The sequence below is a fragment of the Ligilactobacillus acidipiscis genome (assembly GCF_900116935.1).
Lineage (GTDB): Bacteria > Bacillota > Bacilli > Lactobacillales > Lactobacillaceae > Ligilactobacillus > Ligilactobacillus acidipiscis.
In genome coordinates, this window is the sequence record NZ_LT630287.1 from 2156025 (window position 1) to 2180816 (window position 24792).

The 24792-nt window shown below is 38.4% G+C and carries 12 protein-coding genes and 3 pseudogenes; 4 read left to right on the plus strand and 11 right to left on the minus strand.

Translation table 11 applies throughout. The features are described 5' to 3' along the window. Window positions 1-293: 293 nt before the first annotated feature. The gene (locus tag BQ5903_RS10090) at window positions 294-2144 is read left to right on the plus strand and encodes a heavy metal translocating P-type ATPase (protein WP_079579462.1); all 1851 of its coding nucleotides are present in this window, start codon (window positions 294-296) and stop codon (window positions 2142-2144) included. Window positions 2145-2453: 309 nt separating this feature from the next. On the opposite strand, the gene BQ5903_RS10095 is transcribed toward BQ5903_RS10090, so the two are convergent. Then, the gene (locus BQ5903_RS10095; protein ID WP_079578752.1) at window positions 2454-3482 is read right to left on the minus strand and encodes an IS30 family transposase; all 1029 of its coding nucleotides are present in this window, start codon (window positions 3480-3482) and stop codon (window positions 2454-2456) included. Window positions 3483-3809: 327 nt separating this feature from the next. Between BQ5903_RS10095 and BQ5903_RS10100 the strand changes: the two genes are divergently transcribed. Continuing rightward, window positions 3810-4769 carry an IS30 family transposase gene (locus tag BQ5903_RS10100; RefSeq protein WP_010500073.1) on the plus strand — a complete coding sequence of 320 codons (960 nt, stop codon included), beginning with the start codon at window positions 3810-3812 and terminating at the stop codon, window positions 4767-4769. Window positions 4770-4860: 91 nt separating this feature from the next. Further along, window positions 4861-6159: pseudogene (locus BQ5903_RS10105) on the plus strand (ISL3 family transposase); the annotation flags it as partial. A gap of 78 nt (window positions 6160-6237) precedes the next feature. Here the strand turns inward: BQ5903_RS10105 and ltrA (BQ5903_RS10110) are convergent. Next, window positions 6238-7623, minus strand: a complete 1386-nt coding sequence (gene ltrA, locus BQ5903_RS10110) for a group II intron reverse transcriptase/maturase (protein ID WP_079578848.1) — start codon at window positions 7621-7623, stop codon at window positions 6238-6240. 628 nt (window positions 7624-8251) lie between these two features. Between ltrA (BQ5903_RS10110) and BQ5903_RS10115 the strand changes: the two are divergent. Continuing rightward, a pseudogene (locus BQ5903_RS10115) lies at window positions 8252-9550 on the plus strand (ISL3 family transposase); the annotation flags it as partial. 78 nt (window positions 9551-9628) lie between these two features. On the opposite strand, the gene ltrA (BQ5903_RS10120) reads toward BQ5903_RS10115, so the two are convergent. The 9 genes and pseudogenes from ltrA (BQ5903_RS10120) to BQ5903_RS10160 all read right to left on the minus strand — a co-directional run bounded on the left by ltrA (BQ5903_RS10120) (window position 9629) and on the right by BQ5903_RS10160 (window position 24782). Then, window positions 9629-11014 carry a group II intron reverse transcriptase/maturase gene (gene ltrA, locus BQ5903_RS10120; RefSeq protein ID WP_079579635.1) on the minus strand — a complete coding sequence of 462 codons (1386 nt, stop codon included), beginning with the start codon at window positions 11012-11014 and terminating at the stop codon, window positions 9629-9631. 582 nt (window positions 11015-11596) lie between these two features. Continuing rightward, window positions 11597-16078 (minus strand): glycoside hydrolase family 70 protein, encoded by a 4482-nt coding sequence (locus tag BQ5903_RS10125; RefSeq protein ID WP_079579463.1) that lies wholly within the window; start codon window positions 16076-16078, stop codon window positions 11597-11599. Between the two features lie 169 nt (window positions 16079-16247). Continuing rightward, window positions 16248-17142, minus strand: a pseudogene (locus tag BQ5903_RS10130) (IS982 family transposase). A gap of 348 nt (window positions 17143-17490) precedes the next feature. Continuing rightward, window positions 17491-18492, minus strand: a complete 1002-nt coding sequence (locus tag BQ5903_RS10135; RefSeq protein ID WP_079579464.1) for a glycosyltransferase family 2 protein — start codon at window positions 18490-18492, stop codon at window positions 17491-17493. Between the two features lie 130 nt (window positions 18493-18622). Beyond that, the gene (locus BQ5903_RS10140; protein ID WP_079579465.1) at window positions 18623-19825 is read right to left on the minus strand and encodes a hypothetical protein; all 1203 of its coding nucleotides are present in this window, start codon (window positions 19823-19825) and stop codon (window positions 18623-18625) included. A gap of 130 nt (window positions 19826-19955) precedes the next feature. Further along, window positions 19956-21161, minus strand: coding sequence for a hypothetical protein (locus tag BQ5903_RS10145; RefSeq protein ID WP_079579466.1), 1206 nt, complete (start codon window positions 21159-21161; stop codon window positions 19956-19958). 22 nt (window positions 21162-21183) lie between these two features. After that, entirely contained in the window at window positions 21184-22599 is a 1416-nt protein-coding gene (locus BQ5903_RS10150) for an oligosaccharide flippase family protein (RefSeq protein WP_079579467.1), read from the minus strand. Window positions 22600-22605: 6 nt separating this feature from the next. Continuing rightward, on the minus strand, window positions 22606-23721 hold the full coding sequence (gene glf / locus BQ5903_RS10155; RefSeq protein ID WP_079579468.1) for a UDP-galactopyranose mutase: 1116 nt from the start codon (window positions 23719-23721) through the stop codon (window positions 22606-22608). Between the two features lie 26 nt (window positions 23722-23747). Next, complete coding sequence (locus BQ5903_RS10160; RefSeq protein ID WP_172823848.1) at window positions 23748-24782, minus strand: glycosyltransferase; 1035 nt, start codon at window positions 24780-24782, stop codon at window positions 23748-23750. Between the last annotated feature and the right edge of the window lie 10 nt (window positions 24783-24792).

The window sequence follows — 24792 nt, forward strand, 5'->3', positions numbered from 1 at the left end:
TAAGTGAGCTTAAACTTTTCTATAAGCATGGGTTATGCTGAGTCAGGACTCGTAACAGTCCTATTTGTGTGAGTAAATTATAGCAATTATCGAAAGAGCTGTGTATGAAAGCACAAATGAAAATAATTCTCAATTAGAAAATTATTTTGTAAAAACAAAATAGTGGTTTTTCTTTGATAATAAAGCATTTTTCCAATCTAATTGAAAATATTTCTCATTTAGAAAGTTTATAATTTACATTTTAAAAGACTGGTGTTATTATCAGAATGAAAAAAGAAAGAGAGGTTCGGAGTATGAAACATATACAAAAATTAATCGCAATTTTCGTAATAGCAATCTTAGCTTTAATAATGGAATTTGGTCTCCATCACCCTCTCTGGGCGCAAATTTTGATCACATTAACTGGCGCATACTTAGCATTCACCATGTTTGTTGAAATGATCAAAACTCTAATGTCCGGTAAATATGGGGTCGACTTATTAGCCATAACCGCAATCATAGCTACATTATCCGTCGGACAGTATTGGGCAGCCATGATCATTTTGCTAATGCTGGTCGGTGGTGATACCTTGGAGGATTATGCTGCACATAAAGCAAATTCTGATTTAAAGTCATTATTAGAAAATTCACCACAAGTTGCGCATCGCTTGAATAGTAAAAACAATACTACAGCAGATATCGAGATCGATGATATCCAAGTTGGCGATTGGTTATTGGTGAAAGCACGTGAAATCGTCCCAGCTGACGGTCATATCTTAAAAGGATCAAGTTTCTTCGATCAATCATCATTGACTGGCGAATCTAAACCTATCGAAAAAGACATCGGTGATGATGTGATGTCTGGTTCATTGAATGGTGACACAGTAGTCATCATGCAGGCGGACAAAGAAAGTAAGGACAGCCAATACCAGCGTCTGATCACCTTAGTCCGTGAATCAGAAGCAAAGCCAGCACATTTCGTCCGGATGGCTGATCGTTACGCCGTACCTTTTACCTTGATCGCCTACGTTATTGCAGGCTTCGCATGGTTTATTTCTAAAGACCCAGTTCGTTTCGCTGAAGTTTTAGTGGTTGCTTCACCTTGCCCACTGATCCTTGCGGCACCCGTTGCCCTAGTTGCCGGAATGAGTCGGGCATCAAGAAACGGAATCATTGTTAAAACTGGTGATGTGATCGAAAAACTAGCAACCGCCAAAACTTTCGCATTCGATAAAACAGGAACCATCACCCGCGGAACTCTGAGTGTTGACAAGGTAGTCCCTGCTGTCGGTGTTGACCGGCAAGAACTAATTAAGCTTTCAGCCAGCGTGGAAAATAATTCTAATCACATTTTGGGTCGTTCATTGGTAGGCTATGCTAAAGATCAAAGGATACCAGTGAAAAAAGCTAATTCAGTCAAAGAAGTAACTGGGAATGGAATTCAAGCTGAAGTGGACGGAAAAATAATCAAAGTCGGTAAAAGCACATTTGTCACGGGAGCAACATCAGAACTTGAGCAAACACAAACAGCAATGTTCATTAGTATCAACGACCAATATGCCGGCTACATGACTTTTACGGATCGTATGAGACCTGAAGCAAAGCAGACTATGAATGTTTTAACACAACAGCACCACGCTAGAGTCATGATGCTGACTGGTGATCAACAAGAAACCGCAGAAGACATCGCCCAACAGGCTGGAATTTCGGAGATTCATGCGGAGCTGTTGCCAGATGAAAAAATTAAGCTGATCAAAAATACTCCCAAAGATCATCGCCCTGTTGTGATGGTCGGTGACGGTGTAAATGATGCCCCGGCTTTAGCAGAAGCAGATGTTGGGATCGCTATGGGGGCTCACGGAGCCACAGCTGCCAGTGAAACAGCCTCAGCCGTCATTTTAAAAGATGACTTGTCCCGAGTGGAAAAAGCTGTAGAGATCTCAGAGGATACAATGAAAGTGGCACGCCAATCAGTAATGATTGGAATCGCAATTTGTACAATCTTGATGCTGATTGCTAGCTTCGGTGTACTGCCAACACTTTTCGGTGCTCTCTTGCAAGAAGTCGTCGATACGGTTTCGATTTTGTGGGCACTAAGAGCACGTCATGGGCACAGTAAAAAGGCACCAACATCCGGCAGTCACAAGATGGTTTTCAATTCTTAATAAAATTGTTTGAATTTGTTAAGTAATTCTTTAACTCTTAGCTGTATAGTAAACAGCATAAACGAATTAACTTACTCCCCCTATATGTAAGTAAAATTTGTAACTATATTGTCTTCTTAGACATATAGTTTGTACCATTCCTTTTTAGCTCCATGCCAGCAATGGTGTGGAGTTTTTTGTGTCTCTAAAAAGCTGCTGAATATTCACTTTATTTTTTAATGTAAATGTTATTTTGAAAATAAAAAAGACCCCTCAATTGTCAAGTTAAGTGCAACACTAATGGCCTATTCTTATAATTGGTCTAGAAAGTTAAACCAGTTGTGGCATAACATCCGCTGGACAACTATAGCTTAAACAGCGGCGGGGACGGTGATTCAGCGTGTCTTGAACCAACTGCAGATCCACTAATGAGAGGTTTTTAAAGGAATGCCCCTTTGGGAAGAACTCTCTTAATTGACCATTCACATTCTCATTAGTGCCCCGTTCCCAGGGAGAATATGGATGGGCAAAGTAGATTTCCGTTCCTTGAACCTGATTTAAACTAGCGAATTCCGAGCCGTTGTCAAACGTGATAGTCCGAAAGTTTTCTGCACCGTAATCATCAATCGTATCTTGGAGGGCTTGCCGGCAAGTCTCTGCCCGGTAATCAGGCAATTTAACGATAATTTCCATCCGGCTAACTCGCTCGGTTAACGTCATTAAAGCTGGTTCGGACTCAACCCGTTTGGCTTTCACTAAGTCGCCTTCCCAATGGCCCAACTCCTGACGTTTCCGAACCACTGCGGGCCGGTCTTCAATGGACTGTCCAAGCCGTTTTTTATTCAGGCGGGCATGTCGGTGATTCGGGCGTTTAACGCGGCGACGTAGCTTCATGGGTAAATCATAGTTGTGAAGCTCCGGGAGCTTGCCAGCCTCGATGTACCGATAGACCGTAGCCGTTGATGGGCAGGGAAAGCCCGGGTAATGAGCTTTGAAATAGTGGACATACGTATCGACACTGAAAACTCGTGGCTTAGCTTTTAAAGCTTTCGGCAGGGACTTGAAGAACACGGCAGCCCGCTGCAGTAAACCTTTGGGGTGACACTTGGCCCGCTGTTCTCGATAGTAAGCCGCCCCGCGCTCGGCAAAGTAGCTCTGATATGACCGATGTTTCTGGGAATCAATCTGGGTGGTTAACCCGCGTTTTAATTCGCGAGAAATGGTGCTGGGACTCCGGTGAAGCCGGCTGGCGATCTGACGAACGCCAAATCCTAATCGAGTCAGGGACTCAATTTGACCGCGTTCAAAAGATTGGAGTTGTTGGTAATGCTTAGGCATGATATTCTTAGTTTGGGTCATGAAGACACCTATCCTTATCTGTTGATTTTGTCGTTAATAATAAGAATAGGCCTTCATGGCCTTTTAAGCTAGTCTAATTGGTCTAGTTATCAAGTGTTGCACTTCAATTTTAAATCGGGGAAATAAAAAAGACCTCGAAAATTTCGAGATCTTTTCTGGTTCATGTTGATCAATTATTTCGGTTCTATAATATTTGGTACTGATAGAAAAATCTTCTCTCAGTACCAATTTTGTTTTATGACGTCGTTTGTAAAATTAAGTTAGAAATAAAAAAGCCATTTGTGGTAGACTTTTGAATATCCCTAATCAAAAGAGAGGTAACCACAAATGACTTATAAACATCTTACCACACGTGAATTAACCTTTATATATAATTTTTGGAAACAAGATATTAAAGCCTATCATGCCGCTAAAGCTCTTAAACGTTCCAGCGAAACCGTTTATCGTGTTTACCGGTTTCTAGATGCTGGTAATTCAATTAGTCAATTTCAAGAAAATCATCGAGTTAATAAAACTCATTGCGGTCGAAAAGCAATTGAATTACCAGAAGATGAAACCAAATACATTAAGCAGAAACTCGCATTAGGTTGGACCCCTGATACGATTATTGGTCGAGCTGAGATACAGATCAGTTGTAGTATGAGAACCTTATACCGACTTTTTCAAAGAGGTGTTTTCAATGTGAAATTGTTGCCAATGAAAGGTAAAAGGCATCCAAATGGTTACGTTGAACGGCGTGGTAAAGCTGGCCGACTCGGCAGAAGTATTTATCAACGCTATCAGGATTATCCTCATTTTCAACATGAATTTGGTCATTTAGAAGCAGACACCGTCCAAGGCAAAGCACATCAAGGTGCAGTTATGACCTTAGTTGAGCGTCTCTCCAAAGTTGAAATCATTTTAAACATCCAACAAAAATCGGCTGAATGCGTTAATAAACATCTTAATCAATGGTTGTCCCAACAGCCAAAACACCTTTTCAAGTCAATTACTTTTGATAATGGTAAAGAATTCACTGGTTGGAAAGAAATCGCAAATAAGCATGATATTAGTACTTATTTTGCCGAAGTTGGGGCTCCTAACCAGCGTGGCTTAAACGAAAATAATAATGGACTAATTAGACGAGATGGTCTCAACAAGAGCATGGATTTTCGCAATTTACCAAATGCTTTAGTTCAACAAGTCAGTAGCCGGCGTAATCATATTCCAAGAAAATCATTAAATTATAAAACACCAATTGAGGTATTCATGGAAAACATCACAGATAAACAGCTATGTTATTTCTAACTTAATTTGACATTTCAAGTGATAAAAAAATAGAGATGAAGACACACTTCATCTCAAAGAAACAATCCCTACACTGAAAGGAATGTCCTACATGAAGAATTGTACACTGGATCTATTGGGAATTAAAGACTCACACCTGGAATTTGATCCAAAATATAAGAATAAAGTGATAGCTGCAGGATTTTACCAGCATAAAAAAGTCCGCAAGATCCATTTGCGGCAATCTTATCCTTGTGCTTGCCCAGTTTGTGGTCAAAAAATGCGCTACAACGGTTTTAAAACCGTTGAGATGCTCGGTTTGCCTTCGGGTGGGATCACAAATGTTTTTTCGATCCGCAAACAAAAATATCTCTGCCCGGCTTCAGCTGCCTGCCCTAAAACTATTACAAAACTTGCGGAGATCAAGGACGTCAAGGCTAACGACCAAATCTCACAAGCCGTTAAATATCAGGCTATTTCTAAATTAGACCAGAATATCTCACAAAAAGATATTGCCGCTGATTTTGGGATCTCTGGAATGACAGTGATGCGCTTTGCGCAAGAGCTCTCAACTTACTTAAGGCCCAATCATCATTTCTTACCGCAAAATATCGCTTTTGACGACTTTAAAGCGGGCAACTTTTCTAGTAGCGGCATGAGTATCATTGTCATGGACATTGCGACACGCCGCACGTTAGATATCGTGCGTTCTCGGCATAATACATACTTACGAAGTTACTTTTTACAATATGACCGTCAAGCTCGCTGGGCAGTCCAAACGGTCACAGTTGATCTGTACTCGCCTTATCGATCCTTGATCCATGAGATCTTTCCGCAAGCGCTGATCATTGCCGACCGCTTCCATGTCGTAACCCAAGCTTATCGGGCCTTAAACTTAGTTCGGACACAAACCATGAAACAGGCGGGACAGGGTTCGCACAACGCACGTGCTTTGAAACATTATTGGAAATCGTTAACTAAAGACTCGACCAAACTTGATTTTAAAACCTATCGTAAAAGCAGAAACTTTCGTAATATGCAGTTATGTGAACAGGATATTGTGGAGCGTTTATTAAACATGTCCTCCGCTTTGCGACAAGCTTACGTTTATTATCAAACACTTTTACAAGCTGTCCATCAGCGAGATCCAAGGCTCTTAGAAAGTCTAACACGTTCAGCTGCAGGCATGCCTGAGCCCATCAAAAAAACTAATCGTACCTTGCGTAAACATCTACAAGAAATCAAGAACAGCTTTCAGACGACCTTTTCTAATGGACCCGTGGAAGGAACAAACAACAAGATCAAAGCCATTAAAAAGACTGCTTACGGTTTCCGGAACTTTGAAAACTTCCGTTTACGTCTTCTCATCGAATTAAAGAATAGTTATGTCAGTTTGAATTTTCATAGTCACAATCGGGTAGGAGATAGTTCACACTATCGACCTCCCACACCACCGTACGTACGGAACCGTATACGGCGGTTCAACAACTTAAGCTTTTGCTTGAATAGACTGGTACAGTTTGGACAGATTTATTAGCCCACGCTGTGCCAGTCTTTTATTAGTTATGGTCATCAACAGTGTTTTACTGTGCGCGTTGCGCCAGTATCCCTTACGAGTATTGACGTAGATTTTCGCCTGTTTGGGTGTCAAGCCTAGTTTAATCAATGCTTTATAACGGGTTCCGATATTCTTCCACTGTTTCCAGATATACTGGCGGATGCGCGAGCGCAACCATTTGTCTAGTTGTTGGAGAAAGGTTTTCATCTTCCCAATGGAATAATATTGGATCCAGCCCTGCATTTTCTGCTTAATTTCATGCAGAATCCTATCAAGGCTGACGCCTCGGCTTCTCTTGGTGATTCTTGTCAATTCCTGTTTAATTCTCTGTTTAGGTTTTTGATGAGGACGCGGGTAGGCGCTATTGCGTCCCACACCCAGAGAAAAACCTAGAAACTTCAGTCTTAGTGGAGAACCGACTTGCGTCTTTTCTGCATTCACTTCAACTTTGAGTTCCTTTTCTAAAAACTGGGTGATGCTTTTGAGAACCCGTTCACCCGCACGCTTACTTTTAACATAGATATTACAGTCATCCGCATAGCGTACAAATTTATGTCCTCTTCTGGTCAATTCTTTGTCCAGCTCGTTCAGATAAATATTTGCTAGTAATGGTGAAATATTGCCACCTTGCGGTGTACCTTTAGCGGACTTCTCGAAAAATCGACCATTCATAACACCACTCGTCAAGAACTTACGAATCAAATGCAAGACCCATGGCTCACTAATGTAATTTTCAACAAATTTAATTAGTAAATCATGGTTCACATTGTCAAAATAGGACTTTAAATCAAGGTCGACCACGTAGTGATAACCCTGATTATAATAAGCAACCACCTTTTTCACAGCACTTTGTGCACTGCGGTGTGGGCGAAAACCATAACTATTATCTGAGAATACTTTTTCAAAAATAGGAGACAGTTGCTGTTGTAACGCCTGTTGAACCACACGGTCAACGACCGTTGGGATTCCTAACTGACGTTTCGAACCATCTGGCTTAGGAATCTCAACTCGTTTGACAGGTTGGGGTTCATAGCTTTCGGTTCGCAAGGCCTCGATTAGTTTTACGTTATTCTCTTTCAAGTATGGGCCAAGTTCCTCAACGGACATGCCGTCAATTCCTCCAGCCCCTTTATTACGCTTGACATGGACAAAGGCCCGATTTAAATTATTCCGGTCTAAGACCTTCTCACGTAATAAGCCATTTTGAGTTCTCTTTTCACCAGAAACAACGCTACGCGCTCCTGTTTGCTCTGACCCTTCCAGGGTTACCCTCCGCAGGTAGTCAGCTTTATTTTCTGTTTTCTGCGATTGTCGCATTGTTTCCACCTCCAGGATGAATCAAAATTATTGTTGTTCAGCCCTTCACCATTACTGGCTACTATGGCCTCGGCTGACTTCTGTCATGGACAACTCAACATTACTATTGAGCCTGTTCCTGCCAGAAATAACTTCCAGCTTGAGAGAACTACCATGACAGACCTCCCCGGGTAAGAACAGTAGCTTTCGCATCAAACCGTTGGCTTTACTGTGACGGTTTCGAGTGGTCAGGGACTTCGATTTGTTAGGCAATCTCATCCCACCGTTTCCAGCCTTTTAGCCACTTCTTGTTCATCGATTCGATGTTTCGTCTAGGACTTCCTTCAGATTCTACCTCACGATAGACACCCTTGTCTTCGACTCGTGATACCGGCCACTACGGCTCACAGCGGACTTACACCGCCTAGTTACTGCCCATGCCGGGCGCACCTTAAAAAAGCTGCTCATTCCATTCAGGAACAAGCAGCTTGACCAAGTAGACCAATTGCTTATTATTTTGGTTCTATAATATTTGGTACTGATAGAAAAATCTTCTCTCAGTACCAATTTTGTTTTATGATAAAAAAATAGAGATGAAGACACACTTCATCTCAAAGAAACAATCCCTACACTGAAAGGAATGTCCTACATGAAGAATTGTACACTGGATCTATTGGGAATTAAAGACTCACACCTGGAATTTGATCCAAAATATAAGAATAAAGTGATAGCTGCAGGATTTTACCAGCATAAAAAAGTCCGCAAGATCCATTTGCGGCAATCTTATCCTTGTGCTTGCCCAGTTTGTGGTCAAAAAATGCGCTACAACGGTTTTAAAACCGTTGAGATGCTCGGTTTGCCTTCGGGTGGGATCACAAATGTTTTTTCGATCCGCAAACAAAAATATCTCTGCCCGGCTTCAGCTGCCTGCCCTAAAACTATTACAAAACTTGCGGAGATCAAGGACGTCAAGGCTAACGACCAAATCTCACAAGCCGTTAAATATCAGGCTATTTCTAAATTAGACCAGAATATCTCACAAAAAGATATTGCCGCTGATTTTGGGATCTCTGGAATGACAGTGATGCGCTTTGCGCAAGAGCTCTCAACTTACTTAAGGCCCAATCATCATTTCTTACCGCAAAATATCGCTTTTGACGACTTTAAAGCGGGCAACTTTTCTAGTAGCGGCATGAGTATCATTGTCATGGACATTGCGACACGCCGCACGTTAGATATCGTGCGTTCTCGGCATAATACATACTTACGAAGTTACTTTTTACAATATGACCGTCAAGCTCGCTGGGCAGTCCAAACGGTCACAGTTGATCTGTACTCGCCTTATCGATCCTTGATCCATGAGATCTTTCCGCAAGCGCTGATCATTGCCGACCGCTTCCATGTCGTAACCCAAGCTTATCGGGCCTTAAACTTAGTTCGGACACAAACCATGAAACAGGCGGGACAGGGTTCGCACAACGCACGTGCTTTGAAACATTATTGGAAATCGTTAACTAAAGACTCGACCAAACTTGATTTTAAAACCTATCGTAAAAGCAGAAACTTTCGTAATATGCAGTTATGTGAACAGGATATTGTGGAGCGTTTATTAAACATGTCCTCCGCTTTGCGACAAGCTTACGTTTATTATCAAACACTTTTACAAGCTGTCCATCAGCGAGATCCAAGGCTCTTAGAAAGTCTAACACGTTCAGCTGCAGGCATGCCTGAGCCCATCAAAAAAACTAATCGTACCTTGCGTAAACATCTACAAGAAATCAAGAACAGCTTTCAGACGACCTTTTCTAATGGACCCGTGGAAGGAACAAACAACAAGATCAAAGCCATTAAAAAGACTGCTTACGGTTTCCGGAACTTTGAAAACTTCCGTTTACGTCTTCTCATCGAATTAAAGAATAGTTATGTCAGTTTGAATTTTCATAGTCACAATCGGGTAGGAGATAGTTCACACTATCGACCTCCCACACCACCGTACGTACGGAACCGTATACGGCGGTTCAACAACTTAAGCTTTTGCTTGAATAGACTGGTACAGTTTGGACAGATTTATTAGCCCACGCTGTGCCAGTCTTTTATTAGTTATGGTCATCAACAGTGTTTTACTGTGCGCGTTGCGCCAGTATCCCTTACGAGTATTGACGTAGATTTTCGCCTGTTTGGGTGTCAAGCCTAGTTTAATCAATGCTTTATAACGGGTTCCGATATTCTTCCACTGTTTCCAGATATACTGGCGGATGCGCGAGCGCAACCATTTGTCTAGTTGTTGGAGAAAGGTTTTCATCTTCCCAATGGAATAATATTGGATCCAGCCCTGCATTTTCTGCTTAATTTCATGCAGAATCCTATCAAGGCTGACGCCTCGGCTTCTCTTGGTGATTCTTGTCAATTCCTGTTTAATTCTCTGTTTAGGTTTTTGATGAGGACGCGGGTAGGCGCTATTGCGTCCCACACCCAGCGAAAAACCTAGAAACTTCAGTCTTAGTGGAGAACCGACTTGCGTCTTTTCTGCATTCACTTCAACTTTGAGTTCCTTTTCTAAAAACTGGGTGATGCTTTTGAGAACCCGTTCACCCGCACGCTTACTTTTAACATAGATATTACAGTCATCCGCATAGCGTACAAATTTATGTCCTCTTTTGGTCAATTCTTTGTCCAGCTCGTTCAGATAAATATTTGCTAGTAATGGTGAAATATTGCCACCTTGCGGTGTACCTTTAGCGGACTTCTCGAAAAATCGACCATTCATAACACCACTCGTCAAGAACTTACGAATCAAATGCAAGACCCATGGCTCACTAATGTAATTTTCAACAAATTTAATTAGTAAATCATGGTTCACATTGTCAAAATAGGACTTTAAATCAAGGTCGACCACGTAGTGATAACCCTGATTATAATAAGCAACCACCTTTTTCACAGCACTTTGTGCACTGCGGTGTGGTCGAAAACCATAACTATTATCTGAGAATACTTTTTCAAAAATAGGAGACAGTTGCTGTTGTAACGCCTGTTGAACCACACGGTCAACGACCGTTGGGATTCCTAACTGACGTTTCGAACCATCTGGCTTAGGAATCTCAACTCGTTTGACAGGTTGGGGTTCATAGCTTTCGGTTCGCAAGGCCTCGATTAGTTTTACGTTATTCTCTTTCAAGTATGGGCCAAGTTCCTCAACGGACATGCCGTCAATTCCTCCAGCCCCTTTATTACGCTTGACATGGACAAAGGCCCGATTTAAATTATTCCGGTCTAAGACCTTCTCACGTAATAAGCCATTTTGAGTTCTCTTTTCACCAGAAACAACGCTACGCGCTCCTGTTTGCTCTGACCCTTCCAGGGTTACCCTCCGCAGGTAGTCAGCTTTATTTTCTGTTTTCTGCGATTGTCGTATTGTTTCCACCTCCAGGATGAATCAAAATTATTGTTGTTCAGCCCTTCACCATTACTGGCTACTATGGCCTCGGCTGACTTCTGTCATGGACAACTCAACATTACTATTGAGCCTGTTCCTGCCAGAAATAACTTCCAGCTTGAGAGAACTACCATGACAGACCTCCCCGGGTAAGAGCAGTAGCTTTCGCATCAAACCGTTGGCTTTACTGTGACGGTTTCGAGTGGTCAGGGACTTCGATTTGTTAAGCAATCTCATCCCACCGTTTCCAGCCTTTTAGCCACTTCTTGTTCATCGATTCGATGTTTCGTCTAGGACTTCCTTCAGATTCTACCTCACGATAGACACCCTTGTCTTCGACTCGTGATACCGGCCACTACGGCTCACAGCGGACTTACACCGCCTAGTTACTGCCCATGCCGGGCGCACTTAAAAAAGCTGCTCATTCCATTCAGGAACAAGCAGCTTGACCAAGTAGACCAATTGCTTATTATTTTTAATAATTCATTTCATCAGTACCACTTGATAAAGAACCATTATTTTTAATAATTCATTTCATCAGTACCACTTGATAAAGAACCATTATTTCAAAGCACCAGTTACACGATCAAAATTATAAACATGACCATTAATAACTTGTCTACCGTATAACATTTGCCCATTTGCATTATAGTATACCGTCTTACCAGATAACTTCTTAAAACCTGTTGCACGACTACCCGTTATTTGGTCAAAATAATACCAGTGACCATTGATTTTTTGTTCTCCATACAGCATTTTTCCGTCAATGTCATAATAAACAGTTTTCTTCGCTTTTGAAATATTGGTAAAACCGGTATCCATCACACCCGTTTGTGAATCAAACATATACCAATGACCATTGATTTTTTGTTCACCTAAGACCACAGTACCTTTATCGTAATAATAGGTTTGACCTTTAACATGGATCCAACCAGTACTCTGAGAATTATTACTCAACCATTTTTCTTCAGAAGTAAATTCACTTGGCAATTGTGTATGCAATAAATGGTTATTACCACTTTCAACATAATCATAATTACCATCTTTTTCTTTCATAACCCTTCCGATCCCAATATTTTGAGTTGAAGTACCATTTTCATATTTCGCGGACCATTGGGTAATATGCGTACTTGAATCAGGTGCAACCCCGGTAGAACCTGCCTTAGTCGTAAACAAATCTGGATACTTTTGCTTTAGTTCATCCAAGAACTTACCACCATAGGTAGACTGCCCTTGACCACCACCAATTGTATAAGGAAGATATACTTCATTAGCAAAAGTCTTTCCGTCTACTGAAAGGGTATTACCATAATTATCAGTCCGACTAACAGTAACCGCTTCTTGGGTTGGAAAACCGATCATTTGATTCATAACCATATCAACTTGAGCTTTCATTCCTGCAGCATGAATAGCTTTTAATGCATCAGCAAGTTGGGCGCCAGTTCCATATTTTGTTGGTGCTTCATCTGTTCCTAATGTATAACGATCATTGATCGAATAACCTTCATTATATCTGCTCATAGAAAAAGATGTATATGGTGGAGCCATCCAGAAATCAGTAACACCCATATCGGCGAAATCTTGTGCGTGATCTGCTAGAACAACATAGGCTGATTTATTGATGTCAGCGAATTCTGGTTGATAAAGACTAAAGTCTTCATAAATGACATGTGAATCCAAAGCAGCATTTGATTCATATATTTTTCCAGAGGACTTTTTAGCAGTTGAATCCGCAGTCGTTGCCACCTGATCTTCAGCAGCACCAACTGGTACCCACACACCCAAGTAGCCATTTACCAGTGGATTTGCATAGCCCTTTATAGTTAAAACTAAATTACCATCAGAATCCGTAGTTAAAATTGAGTCGGAATTATAGGATACACCGCCAACATTGGAACTTGAAGCCGTAGTATTGATCAGATTCATATATTGTTGATTTGCATGTGCCTTCCCCATTGCAACTGTAATCGTTCTTTGCTGCATTGTTGGGTTATTAGAGACAATAACTGCCATACCTGTAGTTCTCCCCAATGGATCTGAGCCCTTGGCTTGAGCACTAGCATTTCCCTTTCCATAACGAACACTCGCAATTAAATCATCGCCATATGATTGATAGGATTGACCACCAGCGACATACTTCTGGCGTGCTTTAAGCATTGCTACTATGCCATCATAATATATAGACTTAGATTCCATATAGGGCTTAGTTTCATCAAACATATCGCCATAATATATTTGAGGTACTGTGTCTTTATTACTTAATAAAATAGCATATTGGGCTAAAACATTATAAATAGCGTATTGCTTATTAGTCTGCAGTTCATCATTATAATACTTTTCCCATGCTTGGACTGCATATTCCGCTTTATAACTATCACCCATAATATCTGTTACGCCAGGATGTGAATCGATGATAATTTGATTGATCACATTTTTCCTTTGATCATGATTGGTTACAAAAGACCAGTTAGGTTGAGCAGAAGAATCAGTGTTATCATTGTGACGATCAACAACACTATTGGTGATCAAATCTGTTAGCTTATTGCGTTTCCCATGAGCTTTACCAAGAGTATTCAACAATGTATAGAACTCTTGACTATCCATATACAACTGCTGGTTATTCTTATTTCCTAACATGTTAGCGGCGCCAGAATGATGGCCTTCATTGTACACTAAATGTCCATTTGCATTTGCTTCTGAACCTTTCAAATCAAACATGTCATTTAATAACTGTGCTTGTTGATCCAAAACATCTGCATCAATATTATCAGCAGCATCATTTCTAAAGCCATCAAAATTGGCGTCTGATCCATAGCCCATTATTTCGCCATATTTAAGCAAGAAATATTCCCAATTAATGTTTTCAGCCTGTACAACCGGATTAGAATTATCAATATCATTACCAACAAGTAATTCAGGTCCAAATTTATTGCCATCTTTTTCAGTTCCATATTGATTCCAAATAGTATGATTTAGATTACGAAATTGGCTGTCTGCATTCGTCGTGTTACCTTGTTTTTGATTACCATTACCACTATTAACAAACAAAAGCTGATCATTATCTACTGTGCCGCTATTATCAGGCTTGTAGCCAGGTTGTTTTTCAACAGGTAACTCTGACAGGCCATTAAATTCTGGAACAAAAGCCACAAAGCCATCCATAGTACTTGCTAACTTAGATGTGCTGTAGTTATTTTCAAATATTTCTTTTTCAATAGCATCCCTTAACTTGCGAGAATAATCATTTAAAAGCTGGCTATTGGTTGAACCATTGAGTTTATTAACATTTTTAGCCGTTAAACCAAGTGACTGGTCTGTATATCCATGACCAACAAAATATTGAATATATTTTGCCTGAATATCATTAGAAGGCCAGATGTAAAGCATATATGGACGCCAATCAGAAGCGCCGGTTTGTACCCACTTTTGACCATTTTGGTGATAACCTTTCGGACGATACCAGCCTGTCCAACTCAGGTACCCATTAACGGTACTCATTGAACTTTCATCAAATGAAAAAGGCATGTCATTTTGTGCTTCATCATACCATGTCTGGTCCCCGATTGCAGTTAAAGCACCAGTAGTCTTGTCAAAATAGAAGATTGATTTAGTTCCATTCTGACCATCCATTAAAATTGTTCCATATTGCATCTGACCATTCTTAGGATCATAATAAACCAGCTTTTTTTGTTCGGGAATAGCTCTTAAACCTGTCTGCATCGCACCAGTAACTTTATCAAACAAGTACCAACGATTGTCGACATGTTGCTGTCCTTTTAACATTTGAGCAGTTTTCTTATCATAGTAGACAGTTTTATTTTGATCTGCTATCTTTTGTAAGCCGACTTTGACAGCCCCTGTATTCTGATCAAATAAATACCACGCACCATTGATTTTCCACTGACCATGACTCATTTTGCCTTGTTGATCATAATAGACTGTCTTAGCTTGCTCAGGTATCCTTTGAAAGCCTGTCTGCATCGCACCAGTCACATTATCAAACAGATACCAACTATTTTGTATTTTTTGTTGTCCATACTGCATTTGACCAACATTGTTGTAGTAAACAGTTTTATTTTGTTGAGCAATACGTTTAAAACCTGTTTGTCTAGCCCCAGTAATGTTATCAAACAAATACCAGTTATCAGCAACCTTAGCCTGCCCCTTTTGCATCTTTCCTTGTTCATTATAATAAACAGTTTTATTGCCCTTTGAAAGATACTTAAAGCCCGTTTGCATCGCACCAGTCACATTATCAAACAGATACCAATTATTACTGATTTTTTGTTCGCCGTACTGCATTTGTCCCCGATTATTATAGTAGACACGCTTGTTTTGATCCTGAATATTTTGAAAACCAATTAAGTTATGTCCATTTTTATCGCGCAGATACCAGAATCCGTTTTCTTTAACTTGCTTTGGTTGATCATTTTTCAAAACTAAATTTCTAGTAGATGGTTGTTGCTTATTTAAATCATTACGTAAAGCTTCGTTAGAATCTTTTTGTGAATCAACTGCTGCTTGATCATTGTTTTGCTGTTTATCATTAACATTGTCGCTCTGAGTTCTATTATTTTGATCATTGTTTTGCTGTTTATCATTAACATTGTCGCTCTGAGTTCTATTATTTTGATCATTGTTATTGATAGTTTCATCATTTAATTGATCTTTACCTTTTAGCTGTTGTTGATCATCAGCTTGTCCATCATTTTCTTCAAAAGAGGCCTTTTTCTGATTACTGCCTGCATCAGTAGTCACTGTTTTCTCAGATTGAGACTGATTTGCTACCTTCTCTTCACCATTAGTTTGAATAGGATCTTTATCCGAAGCAGTATCTTCCTGACTATCAGTAGAAGTAGAATTTTCTTTTTGGTCTCCGACCGGAGAATTCAAATTGACAACTTGCGGCTTTTGAATCGTTTCATCGGCAAAAACATTATGTACTCCAGCTTGAAAACCTAAAGCGATTCCGAAAAATACTAAGGGTGCAATAACCCAATTTTTACCAGACTTATACATCTTATAACGCTGTTTTCTTTCCATAAAAATGCATCCCCTAATCTTTTATAAATAATAGATCTTAGTTAAAAAGACCTCGTAAGCAAGTAATAACAACCGTAACAAAGATTCTATGCTTGTTGATATCAAGCCTTTTTTTATTATAGCACTTTTAAGTAAATTATAGTACCTTTTCTCTTTATAACGCGTGGTGCTAGTTCGTAATAATTCTATTTTCTGTAAAATCAAAAAAGCCTAAATTATAAATAAAGACGGTCAATTCGATTTTTAACCAAAAGCCTACCACTGACCGCGTGAGGTTTTTTTTCGATCCCATAATCTTCAACTAGGATCGAGAAACGGGATTCGATCGTGCGCCGGAGATCTTTCAAAGCCGGAACATTGTGCTGTTTGGCTCCTTTCATGTTTGAACGGTAAGGTGTCCAGAGCTCATAACCTAGCTCGCCAAAATCTTCTTGTAAGGGCTGTCCCACATAACCGACATCCGCTAAAACAAAGGGACACGGACAGCCTGCGATCAAAGTTGACGCCGCTTGGGTGTCATGTTTAGAGGCCTCGGTGACAGTGTAATTTAAGATATAACCGCTGAGCGAGGTCTCAAAATGAGTCTTAAACCCGTAAAAATACATGTCTTTGGTCGCATTGTAGCCTAGGTCAGCTATGCCGCGGAAAACCTTGGCCCGCTTATTTCTAACTTTTTGGCATAAAGGGTTAGGCAAACTATCAATGATCGCAAACTGTCCTGTTTGCGCATAGTCGCGAGTCAACCCCTGCCGCATGGCCATGACCACTGGGAGAAGACGTTGTGCTCGTCGGTTAAAACGGGAGCGCTCAATGTTCAATTGATGTGGGATGAAGGTCTGTGCCCAGGCAAAGAATTTACGCTGGGAGTGCATCTGTGTAATGACCTGTAAACACAGTAAGGCTAAGATCTGCACATCAGAAACACGAGAATTAGTGGTGTTACGGCGTTGCGAAATATAGCGCGGGCAGTATTTTTGATAAAGCTCAGCACAAAGAACTTTAAGTTGAGCTAAATTGACTTGTAAATTATGTCGTTTTTGTTTAAACTTTAAGTGGTCCAACAAGATCAGGTCTCCTTTGTTTAAGTCACTTAAGAGTCTAACCTTGTTGGGCTTTTTTTGTAAAATTTTGTACTAAATAGTTGAATGTTACGAACTAGCACCACGCGTTTTATATTATTTATTCATTAGTGAATACAATGCTTTAATTGAAATTTGAAATTTAAAAAATTCATAAAGTAAATCAACATCCTTCAAGTTTTGTAATTAATTTTGATAGCAAAAAAAAAGACCCCATCTCAACGCTAGGATCTTCAGATCACATTCAAAGTAAATACAGCAACGCTATTTTTCTTAATCAATCTGTTTTCCGTCTAGATAAAACTATACTACCCGTATATGCTAAAAAATCCTCTAATTTTTAATTTTCCAAAAAAGACGATTTAAGCGTAAAACTAACTTGTAATGTCCATTCTTCATTAACTTTCTAAAGACAGTATGTTTTCGACCAATTGATGAATCAAATTCGCTGTGAATAAAAGCTTCAGTATATCCTCCATCCTCAGCAAGTCGTTTTATTTGGTTAGCACAATCAGCTACAGAAATTTTACCAGTCTTAATAAGATCATCAAAATACCAATTCAGCAAAAACATGAACCCTGTTAAGCGCAACTTTATTAACGGACGAATCGTTCCTGAATATTCCATATCACTAAAGTATTCAGACAACAAATGATTAAAGACTAATTCATTTTGCAAATTATATTCTTTAAAACGATACATTGAATGAGATTCAAGCACTTCATAAAAATCAAAGTGATCAATAACAACGTCCTTGGCATTCTTGATCACATCGAAATTAAACATCATATCCTCAGCCATCACTAACTCAGGATCAAACTTAATGCTATGCCCTGTTAAAAAATCAGTGCGATAAAATTTACTTGCAGGACCTGCAGAACAATTAAAGGAACCGATTTCAAGCAAAGATTCTAATAAAGACACTCTCTCATCATCCGTCTCTAAAGCTGTATGATGCAGCTCAGCGCAATCGGCATCCATTATCACAAAATCTGGTTCGCTATCTTTAACATCGTTCATCAATCTGGAAACATATCCAGATTTAAAGATATCATCACTATCAAAAAAAGTTATGTAATTCCCACTTGCGTGTCTTATTCCTAGATTTCGTGTTTCACTGACCCCACTATGTTCTTTTGCTATAAGTTTAAAATTATTCAAATCTGCAGTCATTTTTTCCATTGTTTCAACAGAGTTGTCTGTAGATCCGTCATCGACCAAAATAACTTCAACATCTTTTTCTGACCCACGAATAGACTCAATAATACTTTGTATTGTACGCGCGATATAACTTCCACTATTAAAAACTGGAACAACAATTGATAAAAACTTCACTTAGAATACCACCCTTTTCAAAATTTGAATACGATAATAATTAGATAACGGCCTGCCAAAAATCATCGTCTACGAAATTATCTTTTGTCTGATAAAGAAAAAAAACTTCGGCTTAAACATAATTATACATTTATTGACTACAGAAAATCTTTTTTGAATCATCTCTTATTTTTTCATGCTTTAAATTTCCAAAGAGAGCCAGAAACATCACATTATAAGATGGGTCTAATAAGTGCTGATCAAAAGCGGAGCTTAAAAGTACGAACAAAACATATACAACAAGTACATAAGCCATGTTTTTTTCAAATTTTAAAAATAAAAGAAATAAAACCACAAAAAATAACATAGAAGCAGCCAAGCCAAGTATTACAAACATACGAATAAATGATGAATCCACAAAAAAGTATTCAAAATTTCCATGCTGAATTCCACCATTGCCATGCTCTTTTATCATTTGTCCAAAAAGAGTAATTCCATGTTCGTGTAACGCAATTTGACCATACCTGAGCCTGCCAGACAATAAACCATCTATCCTTGCCAACAACGGATTACTGGCAGAATAGAAGTAAGCAAGAAAAACATTCACAGCAATATAAACACACGAACACACATACCAGCCAACATGTCCCATTTTGACAATCAGACTCTGGATATACGGGAATAAGCATGATGTTAGCAAAAGCAAAAATAATAATAAAGTATCTAACCTTGCATTGGTAAGGCAAAACATTAAGTATGTAGCTCCACCACAAACAAGATAAGCAGAAATGCTTATTTTCATCTTATGTAAAATTAAATAACAGAGAATTAGATAGAAAACTCTGGCTGCAAAATCAGTTGGCGAAAGAAATCCCATAGAATATCGTATCATTCCTGGTTCACCGATTCTTCCCTGCAGTTGATTAGGGATGATTTTTAATAAAGTTGCAATAATTGTTAAAAGAGTAAGTGGAATATTAACACGCAAAAAAATCTTCAAAATTTTTCTATAGTCTATCTTATATCCTCCAATGACAAACAAGGAGTAATAAAATATATCAAAATTTCTGGAAAACCTTTGAACATACAATAAGGCAATTAAAAAAAGAAAAGTAAATAATTTGAAATTTAGCTTATGATCATCAACAATAAAGACTTTATAAGCAACAAGAAAGGCATCTATCTCTATTATACGATATAAAAAAGAATAATTAGTCCAACCTGGAATGAACAAAGTAGATTTAAAAAAAAGTGCAGTTAAAAAAACAATCAACGCAATAAAATAAGCTGCTTGTCCGTATTTTTCCGAACGCACTCGTTGAGTAATTCTAACAAGATTTTGTTTCACAGTCATCTTTTATTACCTCCTTAGTGCAACCATAACTTAGTATACAGAAGTAAAATAGGATCATCAAATCAAAAAGGCAGCGGCCATCAAATCCACTACCTTTCACATGTTCTTATCACTTTTATTCTTATATGGTTCAAGAGACACTCAAATGGCTGTTTTCTTTCTGCTCAGAAAAGAAAGCGTTATTTGCAAAAAACGCTAAGAATAAAATATTAAAGGAAATTTCAATCATATGCTGATCAATAATTGAACTAACAATAACTAGTAACAAGCATATTTCTAAAGAAATTGCATTTTCTTGAATAAACCTTTTTGACATAAACCAGATGGCAATTACAACTAGAATAAAGCACACTAAACCATTCATCATCAAAACTCTCATAAAGGAAGAGTCAATGAAGAAATATTTATAATTTTCATTGTGGTTTGCTCCACCATTTCCACTTTCAGTAACGTACTGACCAAAAACAGTAACATTATACTTAGTAAAAGCTTCTCTTTGATGAACTAAACGACCAGACAAAACACGATCAATAAGAGTAAACATTGGATTATTGGGCTTGTAAAAGTATGCTAACAATATACTAACCAAAATCGCAAACAAACTTAATAAATTGATCCACTGATACCCTAACCAGTTAATGAAATTAAATACTGGTTTTCTAAACAAAACTACTAGGTAAACCAAAATCATTAACATTGTATCTAAACGGGTATCTGTAATAGCGTATATTAAAATGGTCAAGCCAAGATAGCCCACATGTTCAGCTAAGTTAAACTTAAACCGTCTCAAAACCGCATAGAACATGGCAACATAAAAAACCCGTGCGGCCAAATCTGTTGGATAAATAGTTCCCAACGCATATCTAACCGTTGCATCACCATAGCGACCAAAAACCAAACCAGGTATGTAACGTAATTTAGCTAAAACTGCTATCACAACTAAAAACGTCGGAATAAAAATCAGAAAAACACGAATGATTTTCCTATAGTCGATATTTCTTGCACCAATGATAAAGAGATAATAGTAAAACATATGGAATGTCATAACTTTCATGCATGAAGAATATATTAACAGCCCAACTAAAATGAACATAGCTGCGTCTTTCCATTCAAAGGTATCAAAAAGAAGCATCTTTAAAACAACCAGGATACCCATGACCAAAGTTACATGGTAACTAAATCCAGCTGGAAACTTTGAGTACGCCATTGTTCCTGGAATAAACTGGGCAAATAAATAAATTGGTAAAAGCAGCAAGTAGATAGATTCTGAATATTTTTTTGCGTTGGAAGAGTTTTCCTTCCATTCTTGAAATCTACCTACGTATCTTTCAATCATAAAGATTCATTCCTAACTCAAATTATTTTTTTAGTAATTTTTTAGCCTTCTTAAAGATACTTGGACGTATAAGCAGCAGAATACCAAAATAAATTACTATACCAAGCAAGACTTCGCCAAAAAGAGTAACAATATAAAAATGCGTGTGCACGTTTAACCAATAAACAACAATAAACATCGGTACTGCTGCAATTAAATACTTGGGTACGTTGATGAACATTTTCTTTAACTCTAACGTATCCCTAACATGCCAAACCTGGTAGAGTGTAACTATCAGTTCAGAAATTACAGTAGAGATAATTGCGCCGTAAAGCCCCCAATAATAAATCAATGGAAAGTTCGTAATAATGTTAGCTATAGCACCAAGTGTAACTGAAGTCGTATATTCTCTCACTTTTCTTGTTGGCAATAAAAACTGTTGTCCAATAACATTACTCCACCCAATTAACAAAATAACAGCTGATTCAAGCAGCATTGCTTCTCCAACTTCAACAAACTTAACACCGAAGAAAAAAGGACCTAATTTTATTGAGATAGCTGCCAAACCAAACGTCATTGCAATTGCCAAGAAAGAAACAAAGTCAAAGGAATCATATAACATTTCTTTAACCCGTTCCTTGTCTCCCTTAGCAAAAGTATTAGCAACATGGGGCAACATTACTGTACCGGTTGCCGTCACGATCGAGAGGACAAACTTCACCAACATATCTGCCCTATCATAATACCCAGAAGCGTTAGTATGTCCCAGAGCTCCAAGCATTGTCTTGTTTAAAATAACATAAATCTGAATTGCTATCTGGGGAGCAAATAGCGCCACAGTCGGACGTAAATGTCTCAATGGATGCAATGAAGATAATTTGACCTTAACAATAAATCTTCTAAGGTATGGCCACAAAGTTAAATTTCCTAGGACTGTTGCTGAGCCCATGATCAAGATATATAGACCCAGATCACTTGAGTCATGCACAAAAGAAAAAATTAGAATAACTGAAGCAACTTTAACTAACGCATTACGGACAACAGTCTTCTTAAAATCCTCTAATCCCATATATAGCCATGAAATATCTACCGCAGCCGCTAAAATATAAAGTGATTGTAACCACATTAACGGACGATACTTAGGAACAAGCAAGATGTAGACGAAAAAAGCAACATACGCTAGTCCAATAAACAAAAACTTGAGTGCTTGTATTTCCCAAAAGGCTTGACTCATGTCTTGCTTATTTCCTCGTCGATATGCAATCTCCCTATTTCCATAAAGACCGATTCCAATGCTCCCAAACAATACGAACCATTGAATAATAGAGTTTGTATAGGCGTTGATCCCAACTCCATGCGGTCCTAAAGTTCTGGAAACATACGGACCTGTTATTAAAGGCAAAATCATTGATAAAACTTGAAAGCCTGCATTGTATAAATAGTTGCGAATAACCTTCATAAAAGTTTATCCCTCGAATTCTTTTCTAACTGCGACTAGTGCAGCCATAATAACTTGGTCCATATTGTAATAGCGGTACATACCTAAACGACCACCAAAGATAACATTTCCACCTTCTTCAGCAGCCAATTGTGTGTACTTCTTATATAATGAATCATTTTTTCTGTCATTAACTGGATAATAAGGCTCATCCCCGCGATGCCAAGTTTTTGGATATTCACGAGTGATAATAGTCTTATGTTTATCACCCTTGCCAAAATCAAAATGCTTATGTTCAATGATCCTGGTATAGGGAGTTTCGGCATCAGTATAATTAACAACAGCATTCCCCTGATAGTTACCAACATCCAATTCTTCAGTTTCAAATTTAAGGGAACGATATTCAAGTTCACCTAACTTATAATCAAAGAATTCATCGATCATACCGGTAAATAAAACACGATCATAGTTTTTCAAGTATTCCTCTTTATTGTCGAAGAAGTCAACACTTGTCTCCACAGTGATCAAATCACTAGCTAGCATTTTTTCGACGATCTGTGTATAACCACCGATTGGAATTCCCTGATAAGGGTCATTAAAGTAATTATTATCGTATGTAAAACGAACTGGAATACGACGAATAATAAATGCTGGAAGATCTTCCGCTTTTTTACCCCATTGTTTTTCAGTATAGCCCTTAACTAGTTTTTCATATAAATCTCTCCCAACTAGGGTGATACCTTGTTCCTCAAGGTTTTCCGGCTTCTTACCATTAAGTTCAGCACGCTGTTCCTCAATTTTAGCTTGAGCTTCAGCAGGAGTAGTCACTCCCCACATTTTATTAAATGTGTTCATATTAAACGGCATATTATATATTTCACCATGGTAGTTTGCTATAGGACTATTCGTATAGCGGTTAAATTCGGCAAATTGATGGACATATTCCCAAATCTCTTTTTTATTAGTATGAAAAATATGTGCACCATACTTGTGAACTTGAATACCATCAACTTCTTCGGTATAGATATTACCAGCAACGTGATCTCTTTTTTCAATAACTTTAACGTGATTACCTCTTTTAGCTGCCTCATAAGCAAATGTGGCACCAAACAAACCAGCACCTACAACTAAATAATTAGCCATAATCGAATATCCTCCTTATTTTTCGCTCAACTCAAAATTTTATCTAAGCGAGCAAAATACTCATTTTCATAAAATTTCTTAATACTATCAACGACCTGTTCAGCATTGATATTACTGCCAGATAATTTATCAATTTTTTCCGCTAATTGGTCGGAATTTCCTATAGCATAACTATACCCATTAATATTTTCTTGCAAGATATCAGTATATCCTTCAAACTGCGAAACTATCATTGGAATTCCCCTTGAGGCAGCTTCAAGCATAACCATAGGTAGTCCCTCGTAACGAGACGAAAGTACGATTGCATCAGGAGAACTTTCTATTTCTTGCCAAGGGTCATTGACCCAGCCATGCCATCTCACATTTTTCTCTATTCCAATGATTTTACAATACTCCTGGCACCTTTGTACATCAGCACCTGCACCATATAAATCAATAAACACTGGTTTATGAACCTTTCCAAGTGCATCGAATAATTCCTTAAGATTTTTTTGTCCTTCAAATTGAATCCTTCCAATATACACCAAATGACAAACATCTTTTTGCCCTGAATCAGCTGAAAGAATCTTTGCCGGCGTAATAGGATTATAAATCAGCCTAATTTTACTGTCAGGAATTCCTAGCGATTGTAGTTGTTTGCTTATTTTGGTACTGATTGCCCAATGCTGGTCAGCATACCTAATATTTTTAGGATCGAACATTTGTTGATCAAAAAGAGAAAAATGAATCCACGAAATGATACCATATTTTTTATGAAAAACCTCTCTGACCTTAGCTGCAAATTTGATCATATTAGCACCAAGCATCAATAAAACTGTATCATCCGTGGTTTTAAGAAAAGTTTTTAAGAAAAACATAATTTTACTTAATTTTCCATTTTTATTTAACATTCTGACCTGAATATTACTATCCAAATTGTGCAACCATTCTGTGTTGTCAGGTTTATTGGGTAATACCAATTGGATATTGTGAAACTTGGACAAATGATTAAGAACTTTTACCAACACAGTTTCAGTTCCACCCGTCCCACTTAAATTATGACAAATCACTTTAACTTCCATTGCATTCTCC

What these genes read in the sequence shown, in the direction of transcription:
- BQ5903_RS10090 (WP_079579462.1), top strand. Translation starts at nt 294, where the DNA reads ATGAAACATATACAAAAATTAATCGCAATTTTCGTAATAGCAATCTTA.
- BQ5903_RS10095 (WP_079578752.1), bottom strand. Translation starts at nt 3,482, where the DNA reads ATGACCCAAACTAAGAATATCATGCCTAAGCATTACCAACAACTCCAA.
- BQ5903_RS10100 (WP_010500073.1), top strand. Translation starts at nt 3,810, where the DNA reads ATGACTTATAAACATCTTACCACACGTGAATTAACCTTTATATATAAT.
- ltrA (WP_079578848.1), bottom strand. Translation starts at nt 7,623, where the DNA reads ATGCGACAATCGCAGAAAACAGAAAATAAAGCTGACTACCTGCGGAGG.
- BQ5903_RS10125 (WP_079579463.1), bottom strand. Translation starts at nt 16,078, where the DNA reads ATGGAAAGAAAACAGCGTTATAAGATGTATAAGTCTGGTAAAAATTGG.
- BQ5903_RS10140 (WP_079579465.1), bottom strand. Translation starts at nt 19,825, where the DNA reads ATGACTGTGAAACAAAATCTTGTTAGAATTACTCAACGAGTGCGTTCG.
- BQ5903_RS10145 (WP_079579466.1), bottom strand. Translation starts at nt 21,161, where the DNA reads ATGATTGAAAGATACGTAGGTAGATTTCAAGAATGGAAGGAAAACTCT.
- BQ5903_RS10150 (WP_079579467.1), bottom strand. Translation starts at nt 22,599, where the DNA reads ATGAAGGTTATTCGCAACTATTTATACAATGCAGGCTTTCAAGTTTTA.
- glf (WP_079579468.1), bottom strand. Translation starts at nt 23,721, where the DNA reads ATGGCTAATTATTTAGTTGTAGGTGCTGGTTTGTTTGGTGCCACATTT.
- BQ5903_RS10160 (WP_172823848.1), bottom strand. Translation starts at nt 24,782, where the DNA reads ATGGAAGTTAAAGTGATTTGTCATAATTTAAGTGGGACGGGTGGAACT.